The organism is Bacteroides rodentium JCM 16496 (assembly GCF_000614125.1).
Taxonomy (GTDB): Bacteria; Bacteroidota; Bacteroidia; order Bacteroidales; family Bacteroidaceae; genus Bacteroides; species Bacteroides rodentium.
On the sequence record NZ_BAKJ01000025.1, the window covers coordinates 34,152 to 60,163 of the forward strand.

The window sequence follows — 26,012 nt, forward strand, 5'->3', positions numbered from 1 at the left end:
TTCAACCAAACACTTATTTCACGTCTATAAAATACCAAAATAGTGTAAACGACACCTAATATCGTCTAATTATTCATCCTAAATCTTCCTAAAATTGACAGAAAATGCTTTATTTGTAATAAGGAAAATTTGTTTTATATATAATCCCCAACCTTAGATTAAAAACCCCCATTATGAAAAGTAATTATTGGCTCCTAACGGTAATATTCGCTCTCGTAGCCCTGCCGGGCAAAGCAGGCGAATGGATCAGAATCAACCAACTCGGCTATTTGCCGCAATCCGTCAAAGTCGCTGTATTTATGAGCGAGGAAGGAACAAACGTAGAAAATTATTCATTGATTGACGCTTTCACCGGAAAGGTGGTGCGTACCTTCAACACAGCCAAGGCCACCGGCAAGATGGGAGGCATGAAGAGTACCTACCGGTTGAACTTCAGTGATTTCACAGAACCGGGCACGTATTATCTGAAAGCAGGCAAAGCGGTCTCCCCCCGTTTTCCCATCAATGCACAAGTCTACAACGGTACCGCAGACTACCTGCTGCACTACATGCGGCAGCAACGCTGCGGCTATAATCCGTTCCTGAAAGACAGCTGCCACGTGCACGACGGCTACATCGTCTATCACCCCACCAAAACCGGACAACATATAGACGTCCGCGGAGGCTGGCACGATGCTACGGACTATCTGCAATACACCACCACTTCCGCCAATGCCATCTACCAGATGATGTTTGCCTATCAGGAAAATCCGGAATCATTCGGTGACGCCTATGATGCAGCCGGACATCCGGGAGCCAACGGCATTCCCGACATCGTGGACGAAATCAAGTGGGGACTGGACTGGCTGAACCGGATGAATCCCGCTCCGGGCGAGCTGTACAACCAGATAGCCGACGACCGTGACCATGCCGGAATGCGCCTACCTAACAAAGACCGGGTGGATTACGGCTACGGACCGGGTAAAGGACGCCCCGTTTACTTTTGCAGTGGCGAACCGCAAGTACGTGGAGAGTTCAAGAACGCAACGACCGGAGTGGCAAGCACTGCCGGCAAGTTTGCCTCCTGCTTCGCTTTAGGCGCCAAGATATTGAAAGACTACTATCCTGAATTTGCAGCAGAAATCGAAGACAAGGCCGATGCCGCCTATCAGGAAGGCGTCAAGAAGCCGGGAGCATGCCAGACTGCCTCTGTCTTGTCTCCCTACATCTACGAAGAGGACAACTGGGTGGACGATATGGAACTGGGAGCCATGGAGCTGTACAAAGCCACCGGCGACAACAAATATCTGGCCCAAGCCCTTGAATACGGACGTCGCGAACCGGTGACTCCCTGGATGGGCGCCGACAGTGCACGCCACTACCAATGGTATCCGTTCATGAACATGGGCCACTACCATCTTGCCAAAGTGGACAACAGCCGCATCAGCAAGGAATTCATCCGCAACATGCGTACGGGCATCGAACGCACGTACGAGAAAGCGGTAGAAAGCCCCTTCCTGCACGGTATACCCTACATCTGGTGTTCCAACAATCTGACTACCGCCATGCTGACCCAATGCCGGCTGTACCGTGAAATCACCGGCGATGACACATACGCCGAAATGGAAGCCTCCCTGCGCGACTGGCTGTTCGGCTGTAACCCTTGGGGAACCAGCATGATTGTGGAACTTCCCCTTTACGGAGACTATCCCTCGCAACCCCACTCCTCACTGCTGAATGCAGGCGTGGGCAATACTACCGGCGGACTAGTGGACGGTCCTGTCTATCGTACCATCTTCGAAAGCCTGCGCGGTGTCAACATGACGGGAATTCCCGGAACTCCCGGACAAGACTACGAACGCTTCCAGCCGGACCTGATGGTATATCACGACGCCATCCACGACTATTCCACCAATGAGCCTACCATGGACGGAACCGCCTGCCTCACGTACTACCTCTCTGCCATGCAGAAGGATGGAATGAAGCAAGCCGGTATCCCAAATGACAAGAATGTATATGTGGACGGAGGCATTATCCGCACCGATCCCTCAAAAAAGCAAATCACCCTTGTATTCACTGCTGCCGACAAAGCAGACGGTGCCGATGCCATCATCAGCACCTTGAAGAAGCATGGCATCAAAGGCGGATTCTTCTTTACCGGAGAGTTCTATGAACTCTATCCCGATGTAGTGAAACGCCTGCTCGACGAAGGGCATTTTGTAGGCAGCCACAGTTACGGACATCTGTTGTACATGCCTTGGGAAGACCGTGATTCTCTGCTGGTCACCCGCGAAGAGTTTGAGAACGATATGATGAAAAGCTACGAGACTCTCCGCAAGGCAGGTATCGAATACAAGGACGCTCCCGTCTATATTCCTCCTTACGAATACTATAACAAGGAAATATCCGCCTGGGCAAAGAATATGGGTATTCAAGTTATCAACTATACCCTGGCACCATGAGCAATGCCGACTACACCACTCCGGACATGGGACAGAAGTACCGGAGCAGCAAATTCATCTACGACAAGATTATGGAGGTGGAAAAGAAAGAAGGTCTGAACGGACACCTGATGCTGATACATTTCGGAACGGACGACCGCCGCACAGACAAGTTCTATAATGGCTATCTGGACAAGATGATTAAGACGCTGAAACGAAAAGGCTACACTTTTGTACCGGTCCGCGAGGCTGTCGGTATATAAGCATACTCTAACAAGGATTTATTGAAAAGGTTAGTTAAAAAGGTTATCGTGCAAAGCTATTTAAGGTAAATATTCAATCGGTTTGTTTTCAGTAAACTTTCCCCTGCCCCAAGAGGGGAAAGTTTCGAAGTAAGCTCCCAGCCTGTGAAGGTTAGGAGCTTTTATATATTTCAGAGAAGCCTTTTTACCGATTGCAGCAATTGCCCGATATCTTCTTCCGTAGTATCAAAAGAGGTTACAAAACGGATTTCGTGGATGGCCTCATCCCAGAAGTAGAAGAAATAGTCCTTCAACAGCTCGTCAATCACCGGACGGGGCATCGTAAGGAAAAGCTGGTTACTTTCCACCTTCTGCGTAAAATGCATACCTGGCAACTCCTTCAATCCGTCGTAAAGAATCTTTGCCATACGGTTGGCATGCGTGGCATTTTTCAGCCAAAGGCTGTCCGTCAGGTAGGCAGTGAACTGGCAGGACAGATAGCGGAGCTTGGATGCGAGCTGTGCCGACTGCTTGCGCACAAAATAAGCTTCCTTCTTCAAGGCCGGGTTAAAGACAACCACGCTTTCTCCCAACATCAGTCCGTTTTTCGTACCGCCAAAGCTAAGAATATCTATCCCGCAATCCACTGTCAGTTCCCTAAAGCCAAGATTCAAGGCTGCACAAGCATTTGCCAGACGGGCTCCGTCCATATGGACATACATGCCATGCCGATGGGCCAAATCCGTCAAAGCCCGCAACTCGTCCGGCTTATAGACAGTGCCCAGCTCCGAACATTGCGAAATATAAATGGCTCCGGGCTGCGAATGATGCTGCTCGCCGAAGTGGCACAAATAAGGACGGACTAAATCGGGCGTCAGCTTGCCGTCAGGAGTAGCTATGGGACGAATCTGACAACCTGTCATGCGGGCAGGCGCACCGCATTCATCGACATAGATATGGGCGGTCTCCGCACAAATAATGGAATTATAAGGGCGGGTACACAGCTGCAAAGCCACCGCATTACTGCCCGTACCGTTGAATACGAACAATGGTTCGCAATCCGGCGTAAACGCTTCCCTTATTTTACGGACAGCCTCCTCTGTCCAAGGGTCATCCCCATAACCGACAGCATGGTCACGGTTGGCCCGGTTCAGCGCCTCCATTACCAACGGATGTACGCCTGAATTATTGTCTGAAGCAAAACTTCTCATAGTCTTTCTGTTTTTGTTCATTGAAAAGAATGTGCAAAGGAAAGAATATTCTGCAACATGAAGAAACAAAGGAGCACAGATTTCATCCCCCGGCGGAAAATGCTTCCGCACTGCGAAATCTGTGCTCCTCAATCAATCCATTCAATCGGTTTCCTTTATCCGATATAAACATTTACCCCTAGTGAAACATAAAGTTCATCTTCTTCCTGATGAATTTCAATCTTGTCCTCACGGGCAAGCCACCCCAATGCGGCTCCCAACTCCTTGTCCTTCAGTCCGGACTTCCTCTTTAAAGAACCGTAGCTCCATCTGGTATAATCGCTAAGCAACTGCCAAACTTTCCCAGCATTTAGTCCAATTTCGCTTTTGTTCATTTTCTCTTCAATTAAAAAGGTTAATAGTTCTTGTTGATTAGGTTATCTTTACGAAGGGTAAAGATATGATTTTTTATTTAACTAACAACAAAAACGAACAAAAGATATGAAAATGAACCATTTTTGCAACACTTTTGTAATATTACACTCTTTTTATTGATAATCAAGAAGGAAAATAGAACAAAAAAACCGCAGTATCTATCAAAAAGATACTGCGGTTCTCCTATTTGATTAAGCAATCAGGGAAAACGATCTTACATCATTCCGCCCATGCCTCCCATTCCGGGAGCACCCATCGGCATCTCAGGCTTATCTTCTTTCTTCTCTACGATTACACATTCTGTAGTCAGGAACATACCGGCAATAGAAGCGGCATTTTCAAGAGCCACACGAGTAACCTTGGCAGGATCTACCACACCGGCTGCATGCAGGTTCTCATAAACATCGGTACGGGCATTGTAGCCGAAGTCTGCCTTGCCTTCGCGTACTTTCTGCACAACAACAGCACCTTCTTTACCGGCGTTGGCAACAATCTGACGCAACGGTTCTTCGATAGCACGCTTGATGATGTCAATACCTGTGGTTTCGTCCACATTGTCACCCTTGAAGCCTTCCAATGCATCCAACGCGCGAATATAGGCTACACCACCACCAGGAACGATACCTTCTTCGATAGCAGCACGGGTAGCACGGAGTGCATCGTCCACACGGTCTTTCTTTTCCTTCATTTCAACCTCAGAAGCAGCACCCACATAAAGAACAGCTACACCGCCAGACAACTTGGCCAGACGTTCCTGCAGTTTTTCCTTATCATAATCAGACTTCGTAGCTACAATCTGAGCCTTGATTTGTTCGCAACGTTCCTTGATGTTCTCTTTGTCACCGGCACCGTTTACGATGGTCGTGTTATCCTTGGAAACAGTTACCTTGTCGGCAGTACCCAGCATTTCGATAGTAGCTTGTTCCAGCTTCAGACCTTTTTCCTCGCTGATGACAACACCACCGGTCAGCACTGCAATATCCTCCAACATTTCCTTGCGACGGTCACCGAAGCCCGGAGCCTTCACTGCACAAATCTTCAACTGAGAACGCAGACGGTTTACAACTAAAGTTGTCAGCGCTTCGCTATCCACATCTTCTGCAATAACCAGCAAAGGACGGCCGGTCTGTACTGCAGGTTCGAGGATAGGCAGGAAATCTTTCAGGTTGGAAATCTTCTTATCATAAATCAGGATGTACGGTTTTTCCATTTCGCACTCCATCTTCTCCGTATTGGTAACGAAGTAAGCAGAAAGGTAACCACGGTCGAACTGCATACCTTCAACCACACCGATAGTAGTATCAGTACCCTTGGCCTCTTCGATAGTGATAACACCGTCTTTGGAAACTTTGCGCATAGCATCTGCAATCAGTTTGCCGATAACGGGATCGTTGTTGGCAGAAACGGAAGCAACTTGTTCAATCTTGTCATAGTTGTCACCCACTTTCTCTGCCTGGCCTTTGATGGAATCAACCACTTTGGCAACAGCCTTGTCGATACCGCGTTTGATATCCATCGGGCTAGCGCCGGCAGTCACGTTCTTCAGACCTTCGGCCACGATAGCCTGAGCCAAAACAGTAGCAGTTGTAGTACCGTCACCTGCATCGTCGCCGGTCTTGGAAGCAACTTCCTTTACCAGCTGTGCGCCGGTATTCTGATATGCGTCTGCCAACTCTACCTCTTTAGCTACCGTTACACCATCTTTCGTGATGTGGGGAGCACCGAATTTCTTTTCGATGATAACGTTACGACCTTTAGGGCCGAGGGTTACTTTTACTGCATTTGCCAGTGTGTCGATACCTTTCTTCAATTGGTCACGGGCATCGATATTGAATAATATTTCTTTTGCCATAACTATATTTACATTTTAACGATTTACAATTTACAAATTAACCTAAAACAGCGAGCACATCGCTTTGACGCATGATGAGGTACTTGGTTCCTTCAACTTCCAGTTCAGTACCGGCATACTTGCCATACAGCACTGTGTCACCAACCTTCAACACCATTTCTTCGTCTTTTGTTCCGTTGCCTACTGCAATAACTTCACCTTTCAAAGGTTTCTCTTTCGCTGTATCAGGAATAATGATACCGCCAATTGTCTTTTCTTCTGCAGGTGCAGGGAGTATCAGCACTCTGTCTGCTAATGGTTTAATGTTCATAATCTTTTTGTTTTATATGTTATACATTTGTTATAATGGTAATTTTGCTTTAAACAAGCGATAAACAACTTACGAAAACCGTGCCAAACGAACAAGCTGATTGTTTGGCAGACAAAGGCTGACAAAATGGCAAAGTATACAACAATATTTGCTATCTTTGCAGCCTCAAAAATGATTTGACTTATGAACGCAATATGGATAGTCCTCCCCATTCTTACCTTATTGATGTTTGAACTGGGACTGACATTACAAACCGAAGACTTTAAACTGTTCCGCAAACGCCCCCGCCCCATTATTGCCGGGCTGGCAGGCCAAATCATCCTACTGCCGATACTGGCATTTGCTTTAGGACATGTCTTCCAGCTCGAACCTCTGTTCTTTATCGGCATCATACTCATAGCCTGCTCGCCAGGCGGCAGCTCATCCAACATCTTCTCCATGATAGCCAAAGGAGACGTAGCATTGTCCGTATCACTGACGGCATGCAGCAGCATTATTACGCTGTTCACTATCCCCGTGATTATGGAATTCGCCACACACTTTGTAGACAGCAATCTGGACATAGATATCCATCTCCCCGTAGGCAGCCTCATCATGCAGAACTTGGTCCTGATGCTTCTTCCCATTGTAGCCGGCATACTCACGAAGCGCTACCGTCCGCAAATGGCAGAAAGGCTTCATAAGATATTGTCCAAGACAGCCTTTCCCGCACTTATCCTGCTGGCAACCATCTTCTTCATACAGCACCATGCTACCATCACCGACCAATTCGGCAAACTGGGCCTCTGCATCTCCATTCTTATCCTGCTGGCTATAGGAGGCGGCGTAGTGCTATCGAAGTCCATGCATCTCAACCGGAAAGAACAACGTACACTCATTATAGAAATCGGTATGCAGAATGCCGCACAAGCAATTGCTGTTGCCAGTAGCCCGTTTGTATTCAACAATGACATCATTGCAATACCTGCTATTATCTACGCACTGATGATGAACGTCATTCTGCTGGTTTACGTGGGAATAGTAAAACGAAGATAAGAAACCAACCGTTCATCACGGATTTCCTGCCATTCATCCTTTTTATTTGATTACCGCCCTCTTCATATCTACTTTCGTGCAGAAAACAAATGGATATGATGATGAAACGAATTCCGATTCTTTTGTGGGGATTGCTGTTGCCCTTCTCCATACTTCAAGCACAAGCGGTACAAGGTGAAATAACCGACAGTAAGCAACTACCCATAGAAGGAGCTACCGTAGTGGGACTGGATGCAAAGGATTCTTCCTTTGTACAAGGCACTGTCACCAGAGAACAAGGTCACTTCACCCTACCCCTGCGGCATAACGGCAGTTATCTGTTAAAGACATCGGCCGTAGGATACAAAACTCGCTATATCCCTTTCAGTATCACCGACACAGAAACCGCCAAACTGAGTAGGATTCTTATGGAGGAAGATTCCTATGCATTGTCCGGTATCACCGTTACTGCACAAAAAGTACCGGTAGAGATGAAGGCCGGGAAAACGGTCTACAACCTCTCGGCTACCATCTCGGGTACACAAGGCAATCTGTACGACGCATTGAGACAGATGCCAGGCGTGCAGATTCAAAGCAACGGCAATATTCTGCTGGACGGACAAGGAGGCATCAACGTACTGATGAATGGAAAGACAACCTATCTGAGCGGAGAAACGCTGATAAACTACTTGCGAAGTATCCCGGCGTCGACAGTGGAGAAAATAGAACCGATAAACAATCCGTCCTCCCATCTCGATGCAGCCGGGAAAACGGGAGTGATAAACATTGAAACAAAAAGGATAAATATAAAAGGACTGGTTGCCGGCGGGAATGCCGGTTACAATCAAGCGTACATCTACGGTTCCGGTTATGGCAACATTTATCTAAACCTGCGCAAGAACAAGTTCAATCTATATACCGATTATGCCTATTATGAGGGAATCGACCTTAACGAAACCACCATGTCCCGTGAGTACATAGACTTGGCTACCCAACAAATCCTTGATTTCCATATGGGGCAGCAAGCCTATCGTACCTACGCGTATAAATCCCATAACTTCAGGATTGCAGCCGACTATGAGCTGACTCCGCATACTAACCTGAACGGCTATCTCAACGGGAGCTCGATCAGCCGGCGGGGAAAAGAAAAGCTGGGCTCGGATTTCTATTCACTCACAGCAGCTCCAGATTCCTCCTCCATCACCCGGAACCGCCTGAGAGCAAGCCAGCACAACCTGATTGGCGGAATCAGTACCGGCTATCAATCTCCCAACAAACTGAAATGGGATGCTTCCTTTGATTTCCAATTGTTCGGCAACGCCGACAAACAGGACCAGCAAAGTAGTTTCTCGCTCATAGAATCCTCGGAAATATATAGGAACAGCCTACTCAAGGGAGACATGGAAGGGGATATTCAAATCTATTGCGGACAAACGAACCTTGTTGCACCACTCTCTGAGAAAACGACATTGGGTATCGGTGGCAAGACTACCTTTGTATCCATCGATAACTCCGCCACCTATTGTAATAAAGAATATGACAACTGGCAAGAAATACTGTCACTGAACAATCACTTCATCTACAATGAGAATATCAACGCCGGATATATAACGTTGAATACATCTTTCGGAAAATCCTGGAAGATGGAAGCAGGGATACGTGTAGAAAATACCAATATAAAAGGAGAACTGGCAGGAAATACCCTGCGTGCAGACTCTTCCTTTACCAATCACTACACCCATATCTTCCCCTTTCTGCAAATGCAATATCAGTGGAAGGATATACACCAGCTCTCCTTTCTGTACAGCAAACGGATTGTACGTCCGCAATACCGGGACCTGAACCCGTTTGTCACCATTAACGACAATTATCTGTATGAACAAGGCAATACCCGCCTGGAACCGGAACTCGCCCATAACACCGAATTCTCCTATATCCTGAAGAGTCGCTATCGAATGAGTCTCTTGGCTTCCTATACCCGTCATCCCATAACTAAAAGTTACATGGCCGAAGAAAACAAACGCATATTGGTACTGCCCATGAATCTTTCCTCCGACTATTCAGCAGGTATACGGCTGAGTGCCGCCAACCTGAAACCGTTCCCGTGGTGGCAGATTAATACAAACCTGCTCCTCATCTACCGGAAGTATGCCTGGCAAATGGATGGGGACGAATACCGGAACAAAAAGTTTACTCCCATGCTCTACATAGGCCACCAACTGCATCTGCCCCAAGGATGGACAACCGAGCTGAACGGCTATTGGAACGGAAAGACACCCCAGGGGCAAGCAATCATCTCCCCATGTGGTCCGTATCCGGGGGAATCAGCAAAAGTATGTTCGGTGACCGGGGGACATTACGCCTCTTTGCCGAGAACCTATTCTCCTCACGCCACATACACATAGATGTATTCAGCACCACCCAGCAAGGATGGTATAAAGAGAAAATGCGAATGAAACTGGGCGTAGGCTTTTCTTTCCGTTTCCACAAAGGAGAGACACCGAAAGAATTTACCCCTAAAAATAGTATAAGTGAAAGTAAACGGATAAATTTGTAACCAGTTAAAACAATTCCGAATGAAGCATTTCCTGCGTTGGATATCTCCCCTAATCCTAGGAGTAATTGAGTTCTATTTCCTAAGGCTGGCAACGGACCCTTCGCGGGGAACCGAGTGGTGGCCTGACTTCAACAACCAGCTACGTGCCCTGCTCTTGACCATATTACTTTGCTATATAGTGGATTACTGCCTCCGGAACATCTTTCATAAATACATATTCAGAAAAGAAATATCCATAGGCAAAGAGTATTCGTACATAACACTCGGACTGTTCATAACGACCAACGTTACCCTATCAATCACCTACGCGTTAGGACTCATAGAATTAGGACAACCTATAAGTGACTATATCTTAGTCAATATTATCTATGTTCCCCTCAACGTACTATACTATACAATCATCCGCAACAAGGAAATATCCAATTACTACCAGCACCAGAGTTTGCTGTTGGAAAAGCTCCGAAACGAGCAATTGGATACAGAACTCAAACTACTGAAATCACAATATCATCCGCATTTCCTTTTCAATGCGCTGAACACCATCTATTTCCAGATAGAAGACTCCAACATGCAGGCCAAGCACTCCATTGAGCTACTTTCCGAACTGTTGCGCTATCAACTGTATGACATCAAGCAAAAAGTAACCGTAAAGCAGGAACTCGACTATCTGGAGGCATACATCCAATTTCAGCGATTACGGATGAGTGAACGACTTGTACTTACAGAGGAATACGACGAACACCTCCACACGCAGGAGATTCATCCTCTCCTATTCCAGCCTCTAGTAGAAAATGCCTTCAAATATGTCAGCGGAGCCTATTGGATTCACTTTTCCTTGAAAGCTATTGAAAATAAGCTTGTTTTTACAGCCGGGAATTCTGTAGACCAACCGGCAATCGCCCACCGTAAAAAGAGCAGTGGCCTGGGAATTGAAAATATGAAGAAGCGCCTGAACATTCTATATCCCGGCAGACACCTATTAAAGATATGTCCCGAAGAAAACACTTTCTTTGCAGAACTCACCATTGAACTGACACCCTATGAAAATAAAATGTGTGATAACCGACGATGAACCGATTGCACGCAAAGGATTGCGCGGTTACATTGAAAAAACAGATTTCCTGACTTTGACAGGAGAATGCGAGAACGCCCTGCAACTGAACGAGCTGTTGAAAAAAGAACAGCCAGAGTTGCTGTTTATGGACATAGAAATGCCCTACATCAACGGCATTGATTTTCTAAGCGGTATCCATAATCCTCCCAAAGTCATCATCACGTCAACCTACGAGCAGTATGCATTGAAAGGATATGAGCTGAATGTAACCGATTATCTGCTCAAACCCATTTCCTTCGACCGCTTTCTGAAAGCGGTGAACAGAGTGCATGAACTGCTACAGAAAGAGCGAGAATCCACTCCCACGCCTTACCTCTTCGTAAAGACAGACAAACTGCTCAAGAAGGTGACCATCCAGGATATTCTGTTCATAGAAAGTATGGGCAACTACGTATTGATACATACCTCCTCCTCAAAGGAAATCACCTATTCTCCCCTAAAGAGTTTATTGGAATTCCTGCCCGGTAACCAGTTTATGCAAGTACACCGCTCCTACATTGTGCAGACAAGCAAAGTACAAGCCATAGAAGGGAATATGCTCATCATAGGGACACATAAGATACCGATAGCCCGCAACCTACGCGATGAGGTACTGAATGCCCTATTGAAGGACAAGTTGATATCCCGATAGCCTATAAGTAGTCGGCCAACCGGTACCGCCCCTTCTTCCGTGTCGTTTTTCCATACTGTATCACCTCCTGGGGACAAGCATGCAGGCACGCCATGCAGTGAATGCACTGCTTTCCCCACACCGGACGTCCATCTACCATCCTGATATTGCCTACCGGACAAGACTTTCTGCATATTCCGCAAGAGACACAGCCTTCATCTACATGAAATCCCTTGGTACCAATGGTAAAACGTACAAACAAAGGATTCACTACATACGTTTTCAACCAGGCAGCACCGCCTTCATGCACACTCCAGACCTTTTTCCGTGCAATGACATCCGCCGCAATCGAAGCAATGGCATGCCGTGCATTTTCTATCTTCTTACGGCAAAGCGCCTCATCGTCCAAGTCGAACATCGGTACGTAGGTATTGGGCATTGCAACAGACCAGGCTGCATCCAACGGAAAATGTTCCGCCAGGCGGTTCATTCCCTTTCCCATATCGTCCCCGCATGTACACACGGCATAACGGTAACAGCAGTCCGGCAACCGGAGCTGCGACAAAAAATCAATCAAGACACGGGGTGCATACCATGAGTGTACCGGAAAAACAATACCCAGTCTGTCAGCAGTCGACAGCCCTGCGGGTATCAAGCCTTGTTTAAGGCAATCAACAATGCTGGCAGCAGTATCATGCATAGCCTCTGCAAGCAATTCTGCAATCCAGCGTGAGTTTCCGGTTGCGGTAAAATAAAGTATCATCGGCAATATGTTTTGCCGACAAAGGTAGTGATTTGACTTGAATTCCTTCTATTCCAGCAGCTCTTCTATGGAATAATTTTCCCAGAACGCTTTTGTAGAATGTATCAATGAACTGCCATATAGAGCAGGAACAATGCCGCTATGACAATCATCAGGAAACTGACGAGGGCATTGTGTTTTTCTTGCTTAAGCTCAACAGAAACCATAAGAACCTCCTTTTTTGTCAGTACAAAGATAAATGCAGGATGTTTCATTTCTCCTACGCCACTATTACAAATACCTATATTCGTGCCATAAATATACAAAAAAAGGAGCAACTTTGTGCTCCTTTTTAAATGTATTTCAGTTTTTATTATTTCAGTTCGCTAACCAACTCTTGGGGAGTGACCATTTTCTGCTCTCCGGTCTCCATGTTTTTCAATGTCACCTTACCTTCATTCATTTCATTCTCACCCACCAGAGCCACAAACGGGATGGCTTTGGAGTTCGCATACCCCATCTGTTTCTTCATCTTGCTTGCATCGGGGAAAATCTCGGCACGGATGCCTGCCGCACGCACTTCAGTCAATACATTCATTGAGAATGCGGCCTCTTTCTCACCAAAGTTGATAAACAGTAACTGAGTACCGTTCACCGCTTCTTTCGGGTAGAGGTCAAGCTGGTTCAGCACATCAAAGATACGGTCTGCACCGAACGAGATACCGACACCACTGACACCGGACATACCGAATACACCCGTCAAGTTGTCATAGCGTCCTCCACCAGTAATACTACCGATTTGCACATCCAGCGCCTTTACTTCAAAGATGGCACCGGTATAGTAATTCAAGCCACGGGCCAATGTCAAATCCAGCTCGATTTCGTTCTTCAAGCCAAGGTTCTTTAAGGTGGAAAGGATAAATTCACTTTCCTCCACGCCCTTCAGTCCGGTCTCGCTGGCAGCAAGAACCTCCTTCAGAGTTGCGAGTTTCTCTTCATTACTTCCGCTCAACAAAATGATAGGTTGCAGTTTGGCGATAGCCTCGTCACTGATGCCTTTCTCTTTCAACTCGGCATTGACATTGTCCAGACCTATCTTATCCAACTTATCGATGGCCACAGTAATATCAACAATCTTGTCAGACTCACCGATGATTTCGGCAATGCCACTCAATATCTTACGGTTGTTAATCTTGATACAAACACGGATGCCGAAGCGGGTAAATACCGTATCGACAATCTGCATCAGCTCCACCTCATTCAGCAAGGAATCGCTGCCTACCACATCGGCATCGCACTGATAGAACTCACGATAGCGTCCTTTCTGCGGACGGTCGGCGCGCCAGACGGGCTGTATCTGATAACGTTTGAAAGGAAAAGTTATTTCATCGCGGTGCATCACCACGTAGCGGGCAAAAGGTACTGTGAGGTCATAGCGCAAACCTTTCTCGCAAAACTTGCAGGCAAGTCTCGGGGCATTACGGCTCAACAGTTCTTCATCTGTCAGTCCGGAGAAGTAATCACCGGAATTCTGTATCTTGAACAAAAGCTTGTCGCCTTCCTCACCATACTTCCCCATCAAGGTAGAAAGCATTTCCATCGAGGGCGTTTCTATCTGCTGAAAACCATAGAGATGATACACCTCACGAATCGTATTGAATATATAGTTACGCTTCGCCATTTCTACGGGCGAGAAGTCACGGGTTCCTTTCGGAATACTTGGTTTTGCTGCCATAATCAGTTCAATTATTTTAAAAATCGGACGACAAAGTTACAGTATTTTATTGATTAAGAAAAGAGAATGTTTACCTTTGTATCATTACCGTCGCATAAAAACGACCAAAACAAACTTCAAACTTACACATTTATGAAAGAGAGACTGATTTTATTCTGCATGTTGTTGCTATGCGGCATCGGCATTAGCCGGGCACAATCCGACAACGCCAAAGACTTCGACCAAAAAGAAGAAGCCATCGCACAAAAGCTGCAACAAGCCGTCAATGAGAAAAACTATAAAGAAGCCGAAAAGAACGGTAAGGCTTTGATAACTCTGTTCAAAGAACAAGACGAGAACACTCAGAAAAAGTATAGCTGGCTCATACAGTCCTATTACTACAATTTAGCCTGCTTCCAATCCTTGTTAAAGAAAAAAGGTGAAGCCATCAAAAATTTAGAACTGGCCTACGACAATGGATTTCAAGATTACAACCACATGATGAATGATACCGACTTAGACAACCTGCGCAGCGATAAACGCTTCAAGCAGTGCTTGCCAAAGTGAAGAAAGTGGGTGACTACCTCGACATACTTCAAAAAGCACCGGGATACACCCACAATGAGCGCCCTGATACACTCCCCCGCTTCGAATACATCAATCCCAACAACAAGTATTTAGTAGAGGTACGCCAATACTTCAAGTTGGACAGTGTGGCAGGCGCAGGCGACGAATTATCAAAAATAAAGAACATACTGACTTATATACACAACACCATAAAACATGACGGAAACCATGAAAGTCCGGCAGGCAGCAACATCATCAAATGGGCAGAAGCTTGCAAAGGCGGTGCGCGAGGTCTGCATTGCGGAGGTCTTGCCCATGTACTGAAGGATTGTTATCTGTCCATGGGATTTAAGGCACGACACATCAGCGGATTACCTCAAAAATACATCGGCGAATGCCATTCCATTAACGTAGTTTATTCCAATACCTTGGATAAATGGATATGGGTAGACCCCACCAACAATGCCTGGGTGATGGATGAAAACGGCATCATGCTAAGCGTGCAAGAAGTGCGCGAACGTCTGCGAGACGGTCGTCCGGTAATCCTAAATGAAGAAGCCAACTGGAACAACCAGCAGAAGATTACCAAAGAATATTATTTAGACAGCTATATGGCCAAGAATCTCTACAGCATAAAAGCAGACGATGTACTGCTTTGCCCCTCAGACCCTAATGCAGAAAACTTCTTCCAAGCCAAGTACGTGGTCAATGACGATACCTGGTTCTGGCAATCGCCCTATCAGGAATAAAAAAAACAGATGATGCATCCGGCAGAGACACATCATCTATTTAAAGCAAACAGACCATCTGTTTCGGGTGAACAGATGGTCTGTTTTTTATGTCTGCATCATGTGTTTAATCTCTGCGTCCCAGGAATATCATGATATAATAAATCAGGGTAGCAAGCGAACCGAGAGCAGCCACTACATACGTATAGGCAGCCGAACGGAGTGCATCTTCCGCTTGCGCATGATTATATGAATTCGTAATGCCGGAATTGCTAAGCCATACCAGCGCACGCTTACTTGCATTGATTTCCACCGGCAAGGTGATGAAGCTGAACAAAGTTGTCAATGCAAACAGTATAATGCCTGCCAGCAACAGTTGCGGGAAGGAGTTCAGCATCAAGATACCTGCCAGCAGCAACCACGTCATCCACTGTGAGGCAAAAGAAACGACCGGTACCAGTTTGCTGCGCATTGTCAACGGAGCATATGCGCGTGCATGCTGCACGGCGTGACCACATTCGTGGGCTGCAACGGCAGCAGCCATGATGCTGTTACTGCTATAAACACTCTCACTCAGGTTTACTGTCTTATTGGCAGGATTATAATGGTCGGTCAGATGTCCGGGAGTATGCGTCACAGTCACATCGTAGATGCCATTGTCGTGCAGCATCTTCAAAGCCACGTCTGCTCCCGTCATTCCGTTGCCGGTAGGGATTTTAGAGTACTTCTTGAATTTGTTCTGAAGATTCATCTGTACCAGCCAGCTGACGACGGCAATACCGATAAAAATAATCCATTGCATTCCTATCATTCCTGTTCCCATAATTTTCTTTCTTTAAATTGTGAATAAATCAGTCGTTTCTTATTGTATAACAAATAGTCTGCCAAAAATAAAAGGAAACGGTGAGCAATGCCAGCGTTTCCTTTATCTTTTAGGAAGAATTAAAGATTTCTGATTTATAATTTATTTTTCAATCTCCACCTCTATCACTTTATCGATATCCGTCGGAACCTCCGGCAAGTAGAGCATCACCCCTCCTTCACACTTACGGAACTTCACTGGAAGACGGTCGGCATACCCCACTGCCTTCCTCACTTTCTTGCCTTCCAACGGCAGGAAGAGAGCCTTATCCTGCAATTCGAGGATATGCACGTATAATTTATTTTCTCTTTGTGTAGTGACTCCCCAAGGATGCGGAGCAATGCAGCCGCCACGGGTTCCGTAGATGGTTTCACCGTATACCTTCATCCATTCCCCTACTTCTGCCAGACGCTCCAATGCAACAGCAGGCAGCTCACCGTCCGGCTGAGGACCGATATTCATCAGCAGATTGGCATCTTTACCCGCAGCCTTCACCAGATAATGTATCAGCGTTTTGGTGGATTTATAATCCTGGTCCGTAATCTTATATCCCCACATTCCATTCATCGTCTCGCAGGTTTCAAGGGGTAAGGCGCTGATATCCTGCCCGGAAAGACCGGCACGGTTCTCTCCCGGCAGGTCGCGCTCGAATATCTGGATATCCTCGCCGGCAAACGGTGCTTGATGATGGTTGTTCCCAACCAAGCAAGCCGGTTGCAGGCGGTGTATCATGGCATATTGCCCGGGCAGTTGCCAGTCAAAATCCGGATTCTGGTCCTGGTCCCACCAGCCATCAAACCAAATGGCACCTATTTTTCCATAATTGGTGAGCAACTCGGTCAGCTGGTTGTTCATGAATTTATAGTAGCTGTTCCAGTCGCCCTTCGGATTCGGCCGTCCCGTTCCACGTCCGGTGCGTCCCCACGGAGCATCTTCGCGATACCAGTCGATGTGCGAATAGTAGAGATGCAGACGGATACCCTGCTTGTGGCACTCGTCCGCCAATTCTTTCAGAATATCCCGTTTAAAAGGGGTGGCATCCACAATATTGTAATCGGAAAAGCGTGTGTGGAACATAGAAAAGCCATCGTGATGCCGGGATGTAAAGCAGATATACTTTGCCCCGGACGCCTTGATGGCTGACACCCATCTGGCGGCATCGAACTTGGCAGGATAGAAACCTCCCGCCAGTTTGGCATACTCCTTATAATTAAGGTTCTTGTTCGTCATGGTCCATTCTCCGGTAGCCAGCATACTGTATATCCCCCAATGCAGGAAGATACCGAAGCGATTGTCCCGAAACTCCTGACGGGATTTCAGGTTCTCCTCCGTCGGCTGATAAGTCTGCGACTGTGCGGAGCACACAAGAAGAAACAACAGTAAAAAAGACAAAAGACGTGTTTTCATGGCAATAAATAAAAAAGACACGGATTATCCGGACACCCACGGTTCTTCAGATGAAGCCGCGAAATCCGTGTAATCCGTGTCTAAGGTTATCTGTTTGTTTTATTATTCCTCTGTATACCGTTCGATGGTCTGTTCACGGTCCGGTCCCAGGGAAACAATCTTGATGGGCACACCAAGCTGTTCTTCCAAGAATGACAAGTATGCATTGAATTCTTCCGGGAACTCATCTTCACTCTGCATCTTGGTCATATCCGTCTGCCAACCGGGCAGCTCTACATAAACCGGTTCAATAGTCTCATTGATATCGAACGGGAAGTAATCAATCTCTTCCCCATCCATCTTGTAAGCTACACAAGCCTTAATGGTTTCAAAAGAATCGAGTACATCGCTCTTCATCATAATCAGTTTGGTAACCCCGTCTACCATAATGGCATATTTCAATGCCACCAGGTCAATCCAGCCACAACGGCGCTTACGTCCTGTCACAGAACCGAACTCATGACCTAGCGTGCAAATCTGGTCACCGGTCTTGTCGAACAATTCCGTCGGGAACGGACCGGCACCTACGCGCGTACAATAGGCTTTGAAAATTCCATATACCTCACCAATCTTGTTGGGAGCAATACCCAGACCGGTACAAGCACCTGCACAAACCGTATTGGAAGACGTTACAAACGGATAAGAACCGAAATCAATGTCCAGCATTGTCCCCTGCGCACCTTCGCACAATACAGACTTGCCGGCAGCCAGCAGATTGTTCATCTCGTGTTCGCTATCCACCAACTGGAATTGTTTCAAGTATTCGATACCTTCGAACCATGCCTTCTCCATTTCGGTAATGTCATACTCATAGTTCAAGCCTTTCAAGATTTGCTCATGATGGGCCTTGGCCGCTGCATACTTCTTGTCAAAATCATGCAGAATGTCGCCTACACGCACACCGTTACGGCTGATTTTATCCGTGTAAGTCGGTCCGATGCCTTTTCCGGTCGTTCCTACCTTTGCATCGCCTTTGGCTGCTTCGTATGCAGCATCCAGTATGCGGTGAGTCGGCAGAATGAGGTGTGCTTTCTTGGAAATGTGCAAGCGTTCCTTCAAGTTATGGCCGGACGCTTCCAAAGATTCGGCTTCCGCTTTGAAGAGAGCCGGGTCAAGCACTACACCGTTACCAATGATATTCACCTTGTCCCCCTGGAATATTCCAGACGGAATGGAACGGAGCACATACTTCTGCCCTTCAAACTCGAGTGTATGTCCGGCATTCGGTCCGCCCTGGAAACGAGCTACGACATCGTATCTCGGAGTTAACACATCAACGACTTTGCCTTTGCCTTCGTCGCCCCATTGTAATCCTAATAATACGTCTACTTTCATTTTTCTTTTTTATGGTTATTATTCTTTTTCTTCCGTTTATTGGCCCGGTCACACTTGCTGCACAACCCATACATATATAAGGAATAGTGCGTAAGATTAAAACGGCTCAGTTTGGTATTCTCAATGGCATGTTGCAACTCCTCGTTCTGAAACTCGGTCACCTTTCCGCACTGGGTGCATATCTGATGATGGTGCGTATCGCGATTATAAGATTTTTCGTATTGGGAAGAGTTGCCGAACTGATGCTTGATGACCAGACGAGCATTTATAAGCAAAATGATGGTATTGTAAAGCGTTGCACGGCTGACGCGGAAGTTCTCCTGGTCGGCCATCAGTGAATAGAGCGTGTCGATATCAAAATGACCGTCTATGGAGTAAATGGTGTCAAGTATAGCATAACGTTCGGGAGTCTTCCGATGCCCGTTCGCATTCAGATATTCAGTGAATATCTGCCTAACTGTATCTTTCACATTCTGACTTTCCATTTGACGGCGCAGTTTTACAGCCAACAAAGTTAATCCTTTTTTGTGGAAAGCAAACGAGAAAGAGATAAAAATTGCGATAAGGGAAATATTCCCTTACCGCATCAGTCTCTATAACCATAGAACTAATCTAACAAACCTCCTCTTTTACAAGATTGTATAGTAATTGTTCTACATCAGAAGAAGAATTGTCCATACCCTCCACCCTGCGGCAAACTTGAAAAGAATTTTCCTCATTTTGCTGCATAAAGCGGCGGATGGCAGTCATGGCTGCATTGCGTACATGATAGGAGCCCGACAAAAAAGCCGTTATTGCCTGGTCGAGAAACTCATTTTCAACCCGTTCGTTCATATCCCCTTTCTTCATCAATAGACGGGCTATGGTGAGGAAGCCGCAAACCTGCGTGTATTCGTCCTCGCTTGCAATCCAATGGAAGGACTTGGCAGGCGCATAAGGAAGATGTTGGAATAAATTCATGCTGGTAAGTTCTGCAATCTCGATGTTACGGATATCTTCCACCCAGATATCGGCTATCTCGGGCAGGAAACTCTCTACCGGCTGTAAAAGTCCCGCCAATATTTTGCACTCTCTGATATCTTCTTTCCACAAAGCCTGAGCCAGGGAGTGGTCTTTCTCGTAACCGGCAGCAATACCCTTGATACGGGGCAGCTCCACGCCAAAGTTCAGCTTATATACCAGCCCTTTCTCACGCATACTTTGGGACACAGCCCCGTTCATCGAGAGACGGAGCTGTGTCTTTATATCTTTCAGCCGCTGATGCAGCTGCTCTTTAGTATCTATCATAGTTCATCATTTATTGACAGAAGGCAATGTAGAATAGTCTTTGCTATAACGCAACATCTGTTCCGCATAACCTTCATCATAAGTCACTGTCACATCTGTTATAGTACCGTCGGCATCCGTCACCGCTTCATACTTGGGATTGACGAAACCCTTATACGGCGCAAGATTCAGCTTCTTGTAGCGTTCCAGCACTTCGGCATGCAAAGCGGGATCGACTTTCACGGCATAGGCTTCCACTAAATCATGGGCGCCGGCATAGTCACCGGTGGACTTGATACGCTGTATCTCGGCAAGCAACCGGCCAAACAAGTCACGCACTTTCTCATAATCGTTTATCACAACGTACGTCTTCCCATCCTTCTTTACCAATTCCACAACCTTCTCCGCCGCACCTTTCTCGTACACCCAGCGGGCTATGAGCTGACGGTTGCGCATATGGGCTTCTTCTACATTGTTACCCGGTTCGATACGTACAAGCTGTGTCATCAAACCATTCATCAGATAGGTGTAGTATTGAGCCTTATAAGCATCCGCACTTGGAGTAAGCCCCAGTTCCACCAGTTTCGGGTCGGCCACGTAGTAGAGTCCGAACAAGTCGGCGCGCGCCTCTTCGATAGTAGAACCATATGCCTTCAACGCATCGGGGTCCACACCCGGGAGCAATTTACCGGAACCATGTCCCAAACATTCATGCAAGTCAGTATGCAGTTCATCTGTCACATCTGCGTACTTATCAATCAGTTGAAGCTCTGCATCACTGTACACAAACTCCTCATTGAACCCGTTGCCGTGAGCTGCCTTGTTATAAGCATCTGTAATGTTACCGATTGTAACGGATTTCGAACCATGATGGCTACGTATCCAGTTGGCATTGGGCAGGTTGATGCCGATAGCAGTTGCAGGATACAAGTCACCGGCCAGAATAGCCGCCGTGATTACCTTGGCAGACACCCCTTTCACTTTCTCCTTCTTGAATTGTCCGTCTACCGGCGAATGGTCCTCAAACCACTGTGCATTGCCGCTTATCAACTCTGTACGCTGGGTAGCTTCCAAATCTTTAAAATTCACCAGAGATTCCCAGCTTGCCTTCATGCCGAGCGGGTCACCATAACTTTCGGTAAAACCGTTCACAAAGTCAATGCGTGAGTTCAAATCCTTCACCCACAGGATGGCATATTCATCGAACGTCTTCAAATCACCGGTTTCATAGAATTCCATCAGTTTGGCTATCACCGCCTTCTGCTCGGGAGTCTCGGCAACTCCTTCCGCCTTCTTCAGCCAGTAGACAATCTTCTCAAGTGCCTGTCCATACAAGCCACCCACTTTCCATACTTTCTCCTGAATCTTGCCATCCTCTTTCACCAAACGGCTGTTCAAACCATAGGAAACGGGAGTTTCATCCTGCGGATTCTTCAAGGCATTATAGAAATCTTCGGCCTCCTGCTGCGTCACGCCATCGTAATAATTGCATGCGGAAGTCAAAACCAAATCTTCACCGGCAGCTTGGTTCACCCGTTTGGGCATTACCGTGGGGTCGAAAATAACGGGGAACACTTCCTCGCACAGTTGTTCCACAGTCTGTCCTTCGGCAAGCGGCAACGTAGCTGCATCCACACTCTGCACAGCCTGCTTGAAGAATTCGGGAGTAAATCCCGGAACGAACTTTTCGCTGCCATAGTGATGATGAATGCCATTGGAGAACCATACCCGCTTGAGGTACACTTCCATAGCCTTGAAATCAGGAGTATTCTTATCTCCCTTATAGCCGGTATAGACAGCTTCCAGCATCCGGCGAATCGTCAGGTTGTACTTACCATTCTGGTCGAAAAGAATGTCTCTGCCCTGCAAAGCCGCTTCCGTCAAATAATAAACCAATTCTTTTTGTTTGAGGGACAAATCCTCAAAACCTGGTACGCGGTAACGTAAAATCTGTAAATCTGCAAATTGTTCCACTGTATAGTCAAATTTTTCTGCCTCAGCAGTTGTTTTCGGATTTCCGCCACAAGCCGTCAATAGAGAAAGGGCAGTCACCATAGAAATTAGTTGTTTCTTCATGTGTCGGGAGTATATAGATTGGTATTAAAAAAGAAGAAAAGGAAGTATCCCGAAACAACTGTTCCGGAATATTTCCTTTTTATTCATTCAGTCATACAGAATTATTTCTTCTTAGCTTCTTTTTCTGCGTGTCTTTTACGATATCCATTAGGAGTCTCACCTACATTTTTATAGAAAGCAGCATAAAAAGACTGACGATTTGCAAAGCCGACCATCGTACTGATCTCCTCTACATTCTTGTCAGCATATCTTTTGTCTGTCAACAAATGCTGCGCTTCTTTTACTCTATATTCATTCAGCAGGCAAGAGTAGTTCATGCCGAAGCGTGAATTCACCACTGCAGATAAATAGCGGGTATTGGTCTGCAATTCTTTCGCCAAATCCTTAGCGGAATAATCAGCATCTCTGTACTTCTTTTGTACAACAACGATATTCAATATCTTGTCATACAACTCATCTGCCAATTCCGGCCTTATCAAAGAACGGTAGGCAGCATCCTTTTCTTTCTTTTCGCGCAGGTTGTAAGGACGTTTCTTCGTTCCTTTTTCCTGGGCATTGTTTTCTAAATCACTCATTGAATTAACTGGTTAGGGTTGTTTAAAATCGGAAAATCCAAAGGGTTAGCCCCTTAGACTTTACAAAAGTCAGACATTTTTTTTTAATACACAACTTTTCCCGTATATATTTTTGATAAATAAACAACGAAAAAGGTTGAAAAGTAGGTCAATTCAGCCATTAATAAGAAACTTTAACCTTTTGTAGAAACTCATATGATACAAAATCTTGATGACTTTACATTTGTAGTATATGCAATAATTAGTGTACCTTTGCCGGAAGAAATCCATACTGCCAGATTATGCTACAAACGCTCAAGACATATTTCGGTTACGACAGTTTCCGCCCCTTACAAGAAGACATCATACGCCATCTGATGGACCGTAAAGACGCATTAGTACTGATGCCTACGGGAGGTGGAAAATCCATCTGCTACCAACTTCCCGCCCTATTGAGTGAAGGCACGGCGGTAGTGGTTTCTCCGCTCATTTCCTTGATGAAGGACCAAGTGGAAACGCTCTGTGCAAACGGCATCGCGGCCGGTGCGCTGAACAGCAATAATGATGAAACAGAGAATGCTTCCCTACGACGTGCATGCATGGAAGGCAAGCTGAAACTGCTATATATTTCTCCTGAAAAATTATTGGCGGAAGCCAACTATCTGTTAAGGGATATGCATATCTCCCTTTTCGCCATTGATGAAGCTCACTGCATCTCACAATGGGGACACGATTTCCGTCCGGAATATACACAGATGGACATCCTTCACCAACTGTTTCCCCAGGTTCCCATCATTGCACTTACTGCCACAGCCGACAAAATAACCCGTGAAGATATTATTAAACAGCTACACCTCAACCAACCGAGAATTTTCATTTCATCTTTCGACCGTCCCAACCTGAGTCTCACCGTAAAAAGAGGTTACCAGCAGAAGGAAAAAAGCAAAGCCATCCTCGATTTCATCGCCCGCCATCCGAGAGAGAGCGGCATCATTTATTGCATGAGCCGCAGCAAGACTGAGACAGTGGCACAAATGCTTCAAAAACAAGGGATAAAGTCGGCGGTCTATCATGCAGGACTGTCGCCCGCACGAAGAGATGAAGCACAAGACGACTTCATCAATGACCGCGTGCAAGTGGTATGCGCCACCATTGCCTTTGGAATGGGAATTGACAAAAGCAATGTGCGCTGGGTAATTCATTACAATTTGCCCAAAAGCATTGAAAGTTTCTATCAGGAAATAGGACGTGCCGGACGAGACGGAATGCCCAGTGACACCCTTTTGTTCTATTCACTGGCCGACCTCATTCTGCTCACTAAATTCGCAACGGACAGCGGACAACAAAGCATCAACCTGGAAAAACTGCAACGCATGCAGCAATATGCGGAAGCAGATATCTGCCGCCGCCGCATTCTGTTAAGCTATTTCGGTGAAAATACGACTTGCGACTGTGGAAACTGTGATGTATGCAAAAATCCTCCCGAGCGTTTCGATGGTACAATAATCGTACAAAAGGCACTTAGTGCAATCGCGCGTTCCGAACAACAGATAGGGACCGGTATTTTAGTGGACATCCTCCGGGGAAACATGAGTTCTGAAGTTACAGAAAGAGGATACCATCGCCTTAAGACCTTTGGAGCCGGGCGTGAAGTACCCGCCAGAGATTGGCATGACTACCTTCTGCAAATGTTGCAACTCGGCTATTTCGAAATAGCCTACAATGAAAACAACCATCTGAAAATTACTCAAAGCGGAACAGATGTCTTGTTTGGCAGAGCACGCGCCCTGCTTGTCACCATCCGCCGCGAGGAAGCTGTACAAGCTACAAAAGGCCGTAAACGCAAGGCTACAGTTCCAACCAAAGAATTGCCATTGGGATTGCCCAATACAGAAAGCGGGGAACTTTTCGAGGCTCTCCGCACTCTCCGCAAACGCCTTGCCGACCAGGAAGCACTTCCTGCCTATATCGTACTGTCCGACAAAGTGCTCCACCTACTCAGCACCTCTCGCCCCACTACCATAGAAGAATTTGGTAATATCAGCGGTATCGGTGAATATAAGAAGAAGAAATACGGAAAGGAGTTTGTGGAACTGATACAGAAATACAGTTGAATATTATTTACACTGCAACAGCAAATCCCTGAGGTCGCCTTGCGGCACGCCAAGCGAAATGGCTTTTTCGAAGTCACGTTTTGCCAACTCCTTTTTCTTTTGAGAAAGGTAAATTTGCCCCCGTATCAAGTAGCTTCTGTCTGCGAAGAATCCAGTTTGATAGCTTCTTCCAAGTCCATCATGGCCAGGTCCACATGTTTCATATCCTGCTCCACACCTGCACGTGCCACGTAAAGTACGGCATATTGCTGGGTAGTCAGCCGGGTAGCTTCTCCTCCTTTTTCTGCAATCATGGCATTCAATATCGAAAGTGCCGCTTCGAATTTACCCTCCTTCTGCTCCAGTGTAGCCAACCCTAGGCGGCCATTGTAGCTCTGGGGAGCAAGTTTCAGCAGACGTTCATAATCAGACTTTGCAAAATTATAGTTACGCTGCCGCATATAGATATAGGCACGCATCAGCAAGGCTTCCTGATTATCGCTCTCTATATCCAGCACCAAAGAATAGTCTATCCGGGCCAAATCATCCTTCCCCAACTCAAGATAAAGAGCGGCACGATTCATCAGGCAGGTATGGCACGCGGAGCAATGTTCAATGCCAGAGTATACGAGTCAAGGGCCTGCTCATACCGGTGCTGCCGACGCTGTATCGTACCCAAGTTGGAGAACAGCAAAGCATTATGAGGATTGGCGGGCTCCATTTTCAAAGCTTGTTCAATGTATTTTTCGGCCAATGACAAGCTGTCTTGCTCCGTGGCTGCAACCGCACGTTCGCTCAGTTCCTGATAGGTTTGTGAAAAGGCAGGGAACATCGTGGCTCCACACAAGAGGAAAGAAAAAATAAGTTTCTTCATATAATAGTTTC

General features: G+C 46.4%; 20 protein-coding genes and 2 pseudogenes. 8 read left to right on the forward strand and 14 right to left on the reverse strand.

The genetic code is table 11. The annotated features are described in order from the left end of the window. The first annotated feature begins 173 nt into the window (after nt 1–173). Nucleotides 174–2,683 (forward strand): annotated as a pseudogene (locus JCM16496_RS12160) (bifunctional glycoside hydrolase family 9 protein/polysaccharide deacetylase). A gap of 170 nt (nt 2,684–2,853) precedes the next feature. On the opposite strand, the gene JCM16496_RS12165 reads toward JCM16496_RS12160, so the two are convergent. The 4 genes from JCM16496_RS12165 to JCM16496_RS12180 all read right to left on the reverse strand — a co-directional run bounded on the left by JCM16496_RS12165 (nt 2,854) and on the right by JCM16496_RS12180 (nt 6,449). Continuing rightward, nucleotides 2,854–3,873, reverse strand: coding sequence for a threonine aldolase family protein (locus JCM16496_RS12165; protein WP_025834563.1), 1,020 nt, complete (start codon nt 3,871–3,873; stop codon nt 2,854–2,856). Between the two features lie 155 nt (nt 3,874–4,028). Further along, on the reverse strand, nt 4,029–4,247 hold the full coding sequence (locus JCM16496_RS12170; protein ID WP_005826242.1) for a winged helix-turn-helix domain-containing protein: 219 nt from the start codon (nt 4,245–4,247) through the stop codon (nt 4,029–4,031). A gap of 254 nt (nt 4,248–4,501) precedes the next feature. Then, nucleotides 4,502–6,139 (reverse strand): chaperonin GroEL, encoded by a 1,638-nt coding sequence (groL, locus tag JCM16496_RS12175; RefSeq protein ID WP_025834564.1) that lies wholly within the window; start codon nt 6,137–6,139, stop codon nt 4,502–4,504. A gap of 37 nt (nt 6,140–6,176) precedes the next feature. Next, on the reverse strand, nt 6,177–6,449 hold the full coding sequence (locus JCM16496_RS12180) for a co-chaperone GroES (RefSeq protein WP_004290132.1): 273 nt from the start codon (nt 6,447–6,449) through the stop codon (nt 6,177–6,179). Between the two features lie 183 nt (nt 6,450–6,632). On the opposite strand from JCM16496_RS12180, the gene JCM16496_RS12185 reads away from it, so the two are divergent. From JCM16496_RS12185 to JCM16496_RS12200, 4 genes are all read left to right on the forward strand, one after another. Then, nucleotides 6,633–7,484, forward strand: coding sequence for a bile acid:sodium symporter family protein (locus JCM16496_RS12185; RefSeq protein ID WP_025834569.1), 852 nt, complete (start codon nt 6,633–6,635; stop codon nt 7,482–7,484). Between the two features lie 95 nt (nt 7,485–7,579). Further along, complete coding sequence (locus JCM16496_RS12190) at nt 7,580–9,868, forward strand: TonB-dependent receptor (RefSeq protein ID WP_159102454.1); 2,289 nt, start codon at nt 7,580–7,582, stop codon at nt 9,866–9,868. A gap of 171 nt (nt 9,869–10,039) precedes the next feature. After that, nucleotides 10,040–11,092, forward strand: coding sequence for a sensor histidine kinase (locus tag JCM16496_RS12195; RefSeq protein ID WP_025834571.1), 1,053 nt, complete (start codon nt 10,040–10,042; stop codon nt 11,090–11,092). Next, complete coding sequence (locus JCM16496_RS12200) at nt 11,061–11,765, forward strand: LytR/AlgR family response regulator transcription factor (protein ID WP_025834574.1); 705 nt, start codon at nt 11,061–11,063, stop codon at nt 11,763–11,765. Before JCM16496_RS12195 ends, JCM16496_RS12200 begins: the two co-directional genes overlap by 32 nt. A 1-nt stretch (nt 11,766) precedes the next feature. On the opposite strand, the gene JCM16496_RS12205 is transcribed toward JCM16496_RS12200, so the two are convergent. Together JCM16496_RS12205 and hisS are read right to left on the reverse strand one after the other, a co-directional pair. Continuing rightward, on the reverse strand, nt 11,767–12,507 hold the full coding sequence (locus JCM16496_RS12205) for an EFR1 family ferrodoxin (RefSeq protein WP_025834576.1): 741 nt from the start codon (nt 12,505–12,507) through the stop codon (nt 11,767–11,769). A 352-nt stretch (nt 12,508–12,859) separates the two neighbouring features. Next, on the reverse strand, nt 12,860–14,221 hold the full coding sequence (gene hisS / locus JCM16496_RS12215) for a histidine--tRNA ligase (RefSeq protein WP_025834577.1): 1,362 nt from the start codon (nt 14,219–14,221) through the stop codon (nt 12,860–12,862). 132 nt (nt 14,222–14,353) lie between these two features. Between hisS and JCM16496_RS23805 the strand changes: the two genes are divergently transcribed. After that, nucleotides 14,354–14,767: a TPR end-of-group domain-containing protein gene (locus JCM16496_RS23805; protein ID WP_244440352.1), complete on the forward strand. Its 414-nt coding sequence runs from the start codon at nt 14,354–14,356 to the stop codon at nt 14,765–14,767. Continuing rightward, entirely contained in the window at nt 14,752–15,516 is a 765-nt protein-coding gene (locus tag JCM16496_RS23810) for a transglutaminase domain-containing protein (protein ID WP_244440353.1), read from the forward strand. Before JCM16496_RS23805 ends, JCM16496_RS23810 begins: the two co-directional genes overlap by 16 nt. A gap of 106 nt (nt 15,517–15,622) precedes the next feature. Here JCM16496_RS23810 and JCM16496_RS12225 read toward each other — a convergent pair whose 3' ends face one another. The 7 genes from JCM16496_RS12225 to JCM16496_RS12255 form a co-directional block, all read right to left on the reverse strand. Then, nucleotides 15,623–16,318, reverse strand: coding sequence for a zinc metallopeptidase (locus JCM16496_RS12225; protein WP_016273159.1), 696 nt, complete (start codon nt 16,316–16,318; stop codon nt 15,623–15,625). 141 nt (nt 16,319–16,459) lie between these two features. Then, a complete protein-coding gene (locus tag JCM16496_RS12230) occupies nt 16,460–17,764 on the reverse strand; it encodes an alpha-L-fucosidase (RefSeq protein WP_005826218.1) in 1,305 nt (434 codons plus the stop codon). Between the two features lie 102 nt (nt 17,765–17,866). Beyond that, the gene (locus JCM16496_RS12235; protein WP_025834579.1) at nt 17,867–19,138 is read right to left on the reverse strand and encodes an adenylosuccinate synthase; all 1,272 of its coding nucleotides are present in this window, start codon (nt 19,136–19,138) and stop codon (nt 17,867–17,869) included. Next, nucleotides 19,135–19,623, reverse strand: a complete 489-nt coding sequence (locus tag JCM16496_RS12240) for a Fur family transcriptional regulator (RefSeq protein WP_005835580.1) — start codon at nt 19,621–19,623, stop codon at nt 19,135–19,137. Before JCM16496_RS12240 ends, JCM16496_RS12235 begins: the two co-directional genes overlap by 4 nt. Nucleotides 19,624–19,750: 127 nt before the next feature. Then, nucleotides 19,751–20,425: a DNA alkylation repair protein gene (locus JCM16496_RS12245; RefSeq protein WP_025834582.1), complete on the reverse strand. Its 675-nt coding sequence runs from the start codon at nt 20,423–20,425 to the stop codon at nt 19,751–19,753. 6 nt (nt 20,426–20,431) lie between these two features. Further along, nucleotides 20,432–22,480, reverse strand: coding sequence for a dipeptidyl-peptidase 3 family protein (locus JCM16496_RS12250; RefSeq protein WP_025834584.1), 2,049 nt, complete (start codon nt 22,478–22,480; stop codon nt 20,432–20,434). A gap of 101 nt (nt 22,481–22,581) precedes the next feature. Beyond that, on the reverse strand, nt 22,582–23,055 hold the full coding sequence (locus JCM16496_RS12255) for a helix-turn-helix domain-containing protein (RefSeq protein ID WP_005826207.1): 474 nt from the start codon (nt 23,053–23,055) through the stop codon (nt 22,582–22,584). 281 nt (nt 23,056–23,336) lie between these two features. Between JCM16496_RS12255 and recQ the strand changes: the two genes are divergently transcribed. Continuing rightward, nucleotides 23,337–25,148, forward strand: coding sequence for a DNA helicase RecQ (recQ, locus tag JCM16496_RS12260; protein WP_025834587.1), 1,812 nt, complete (start codon nt 23,337–23,339; stop codon nt 25,146–25,148). A 3-nt stretch (nt 25,149–25,151) separates the two neighbouring features. Here recQ and JCM16496_RS12265 read toward each other — a convergent pair. Beyond that, nucleotides 25,152–26,001, reverse strand: a pseudogene (locus tag JCM16496_RS12265) (tetratricopeptide repeat protein). Between the last annotated feature and the right edge of the window lie 11 nt (nt 26,002–26,012).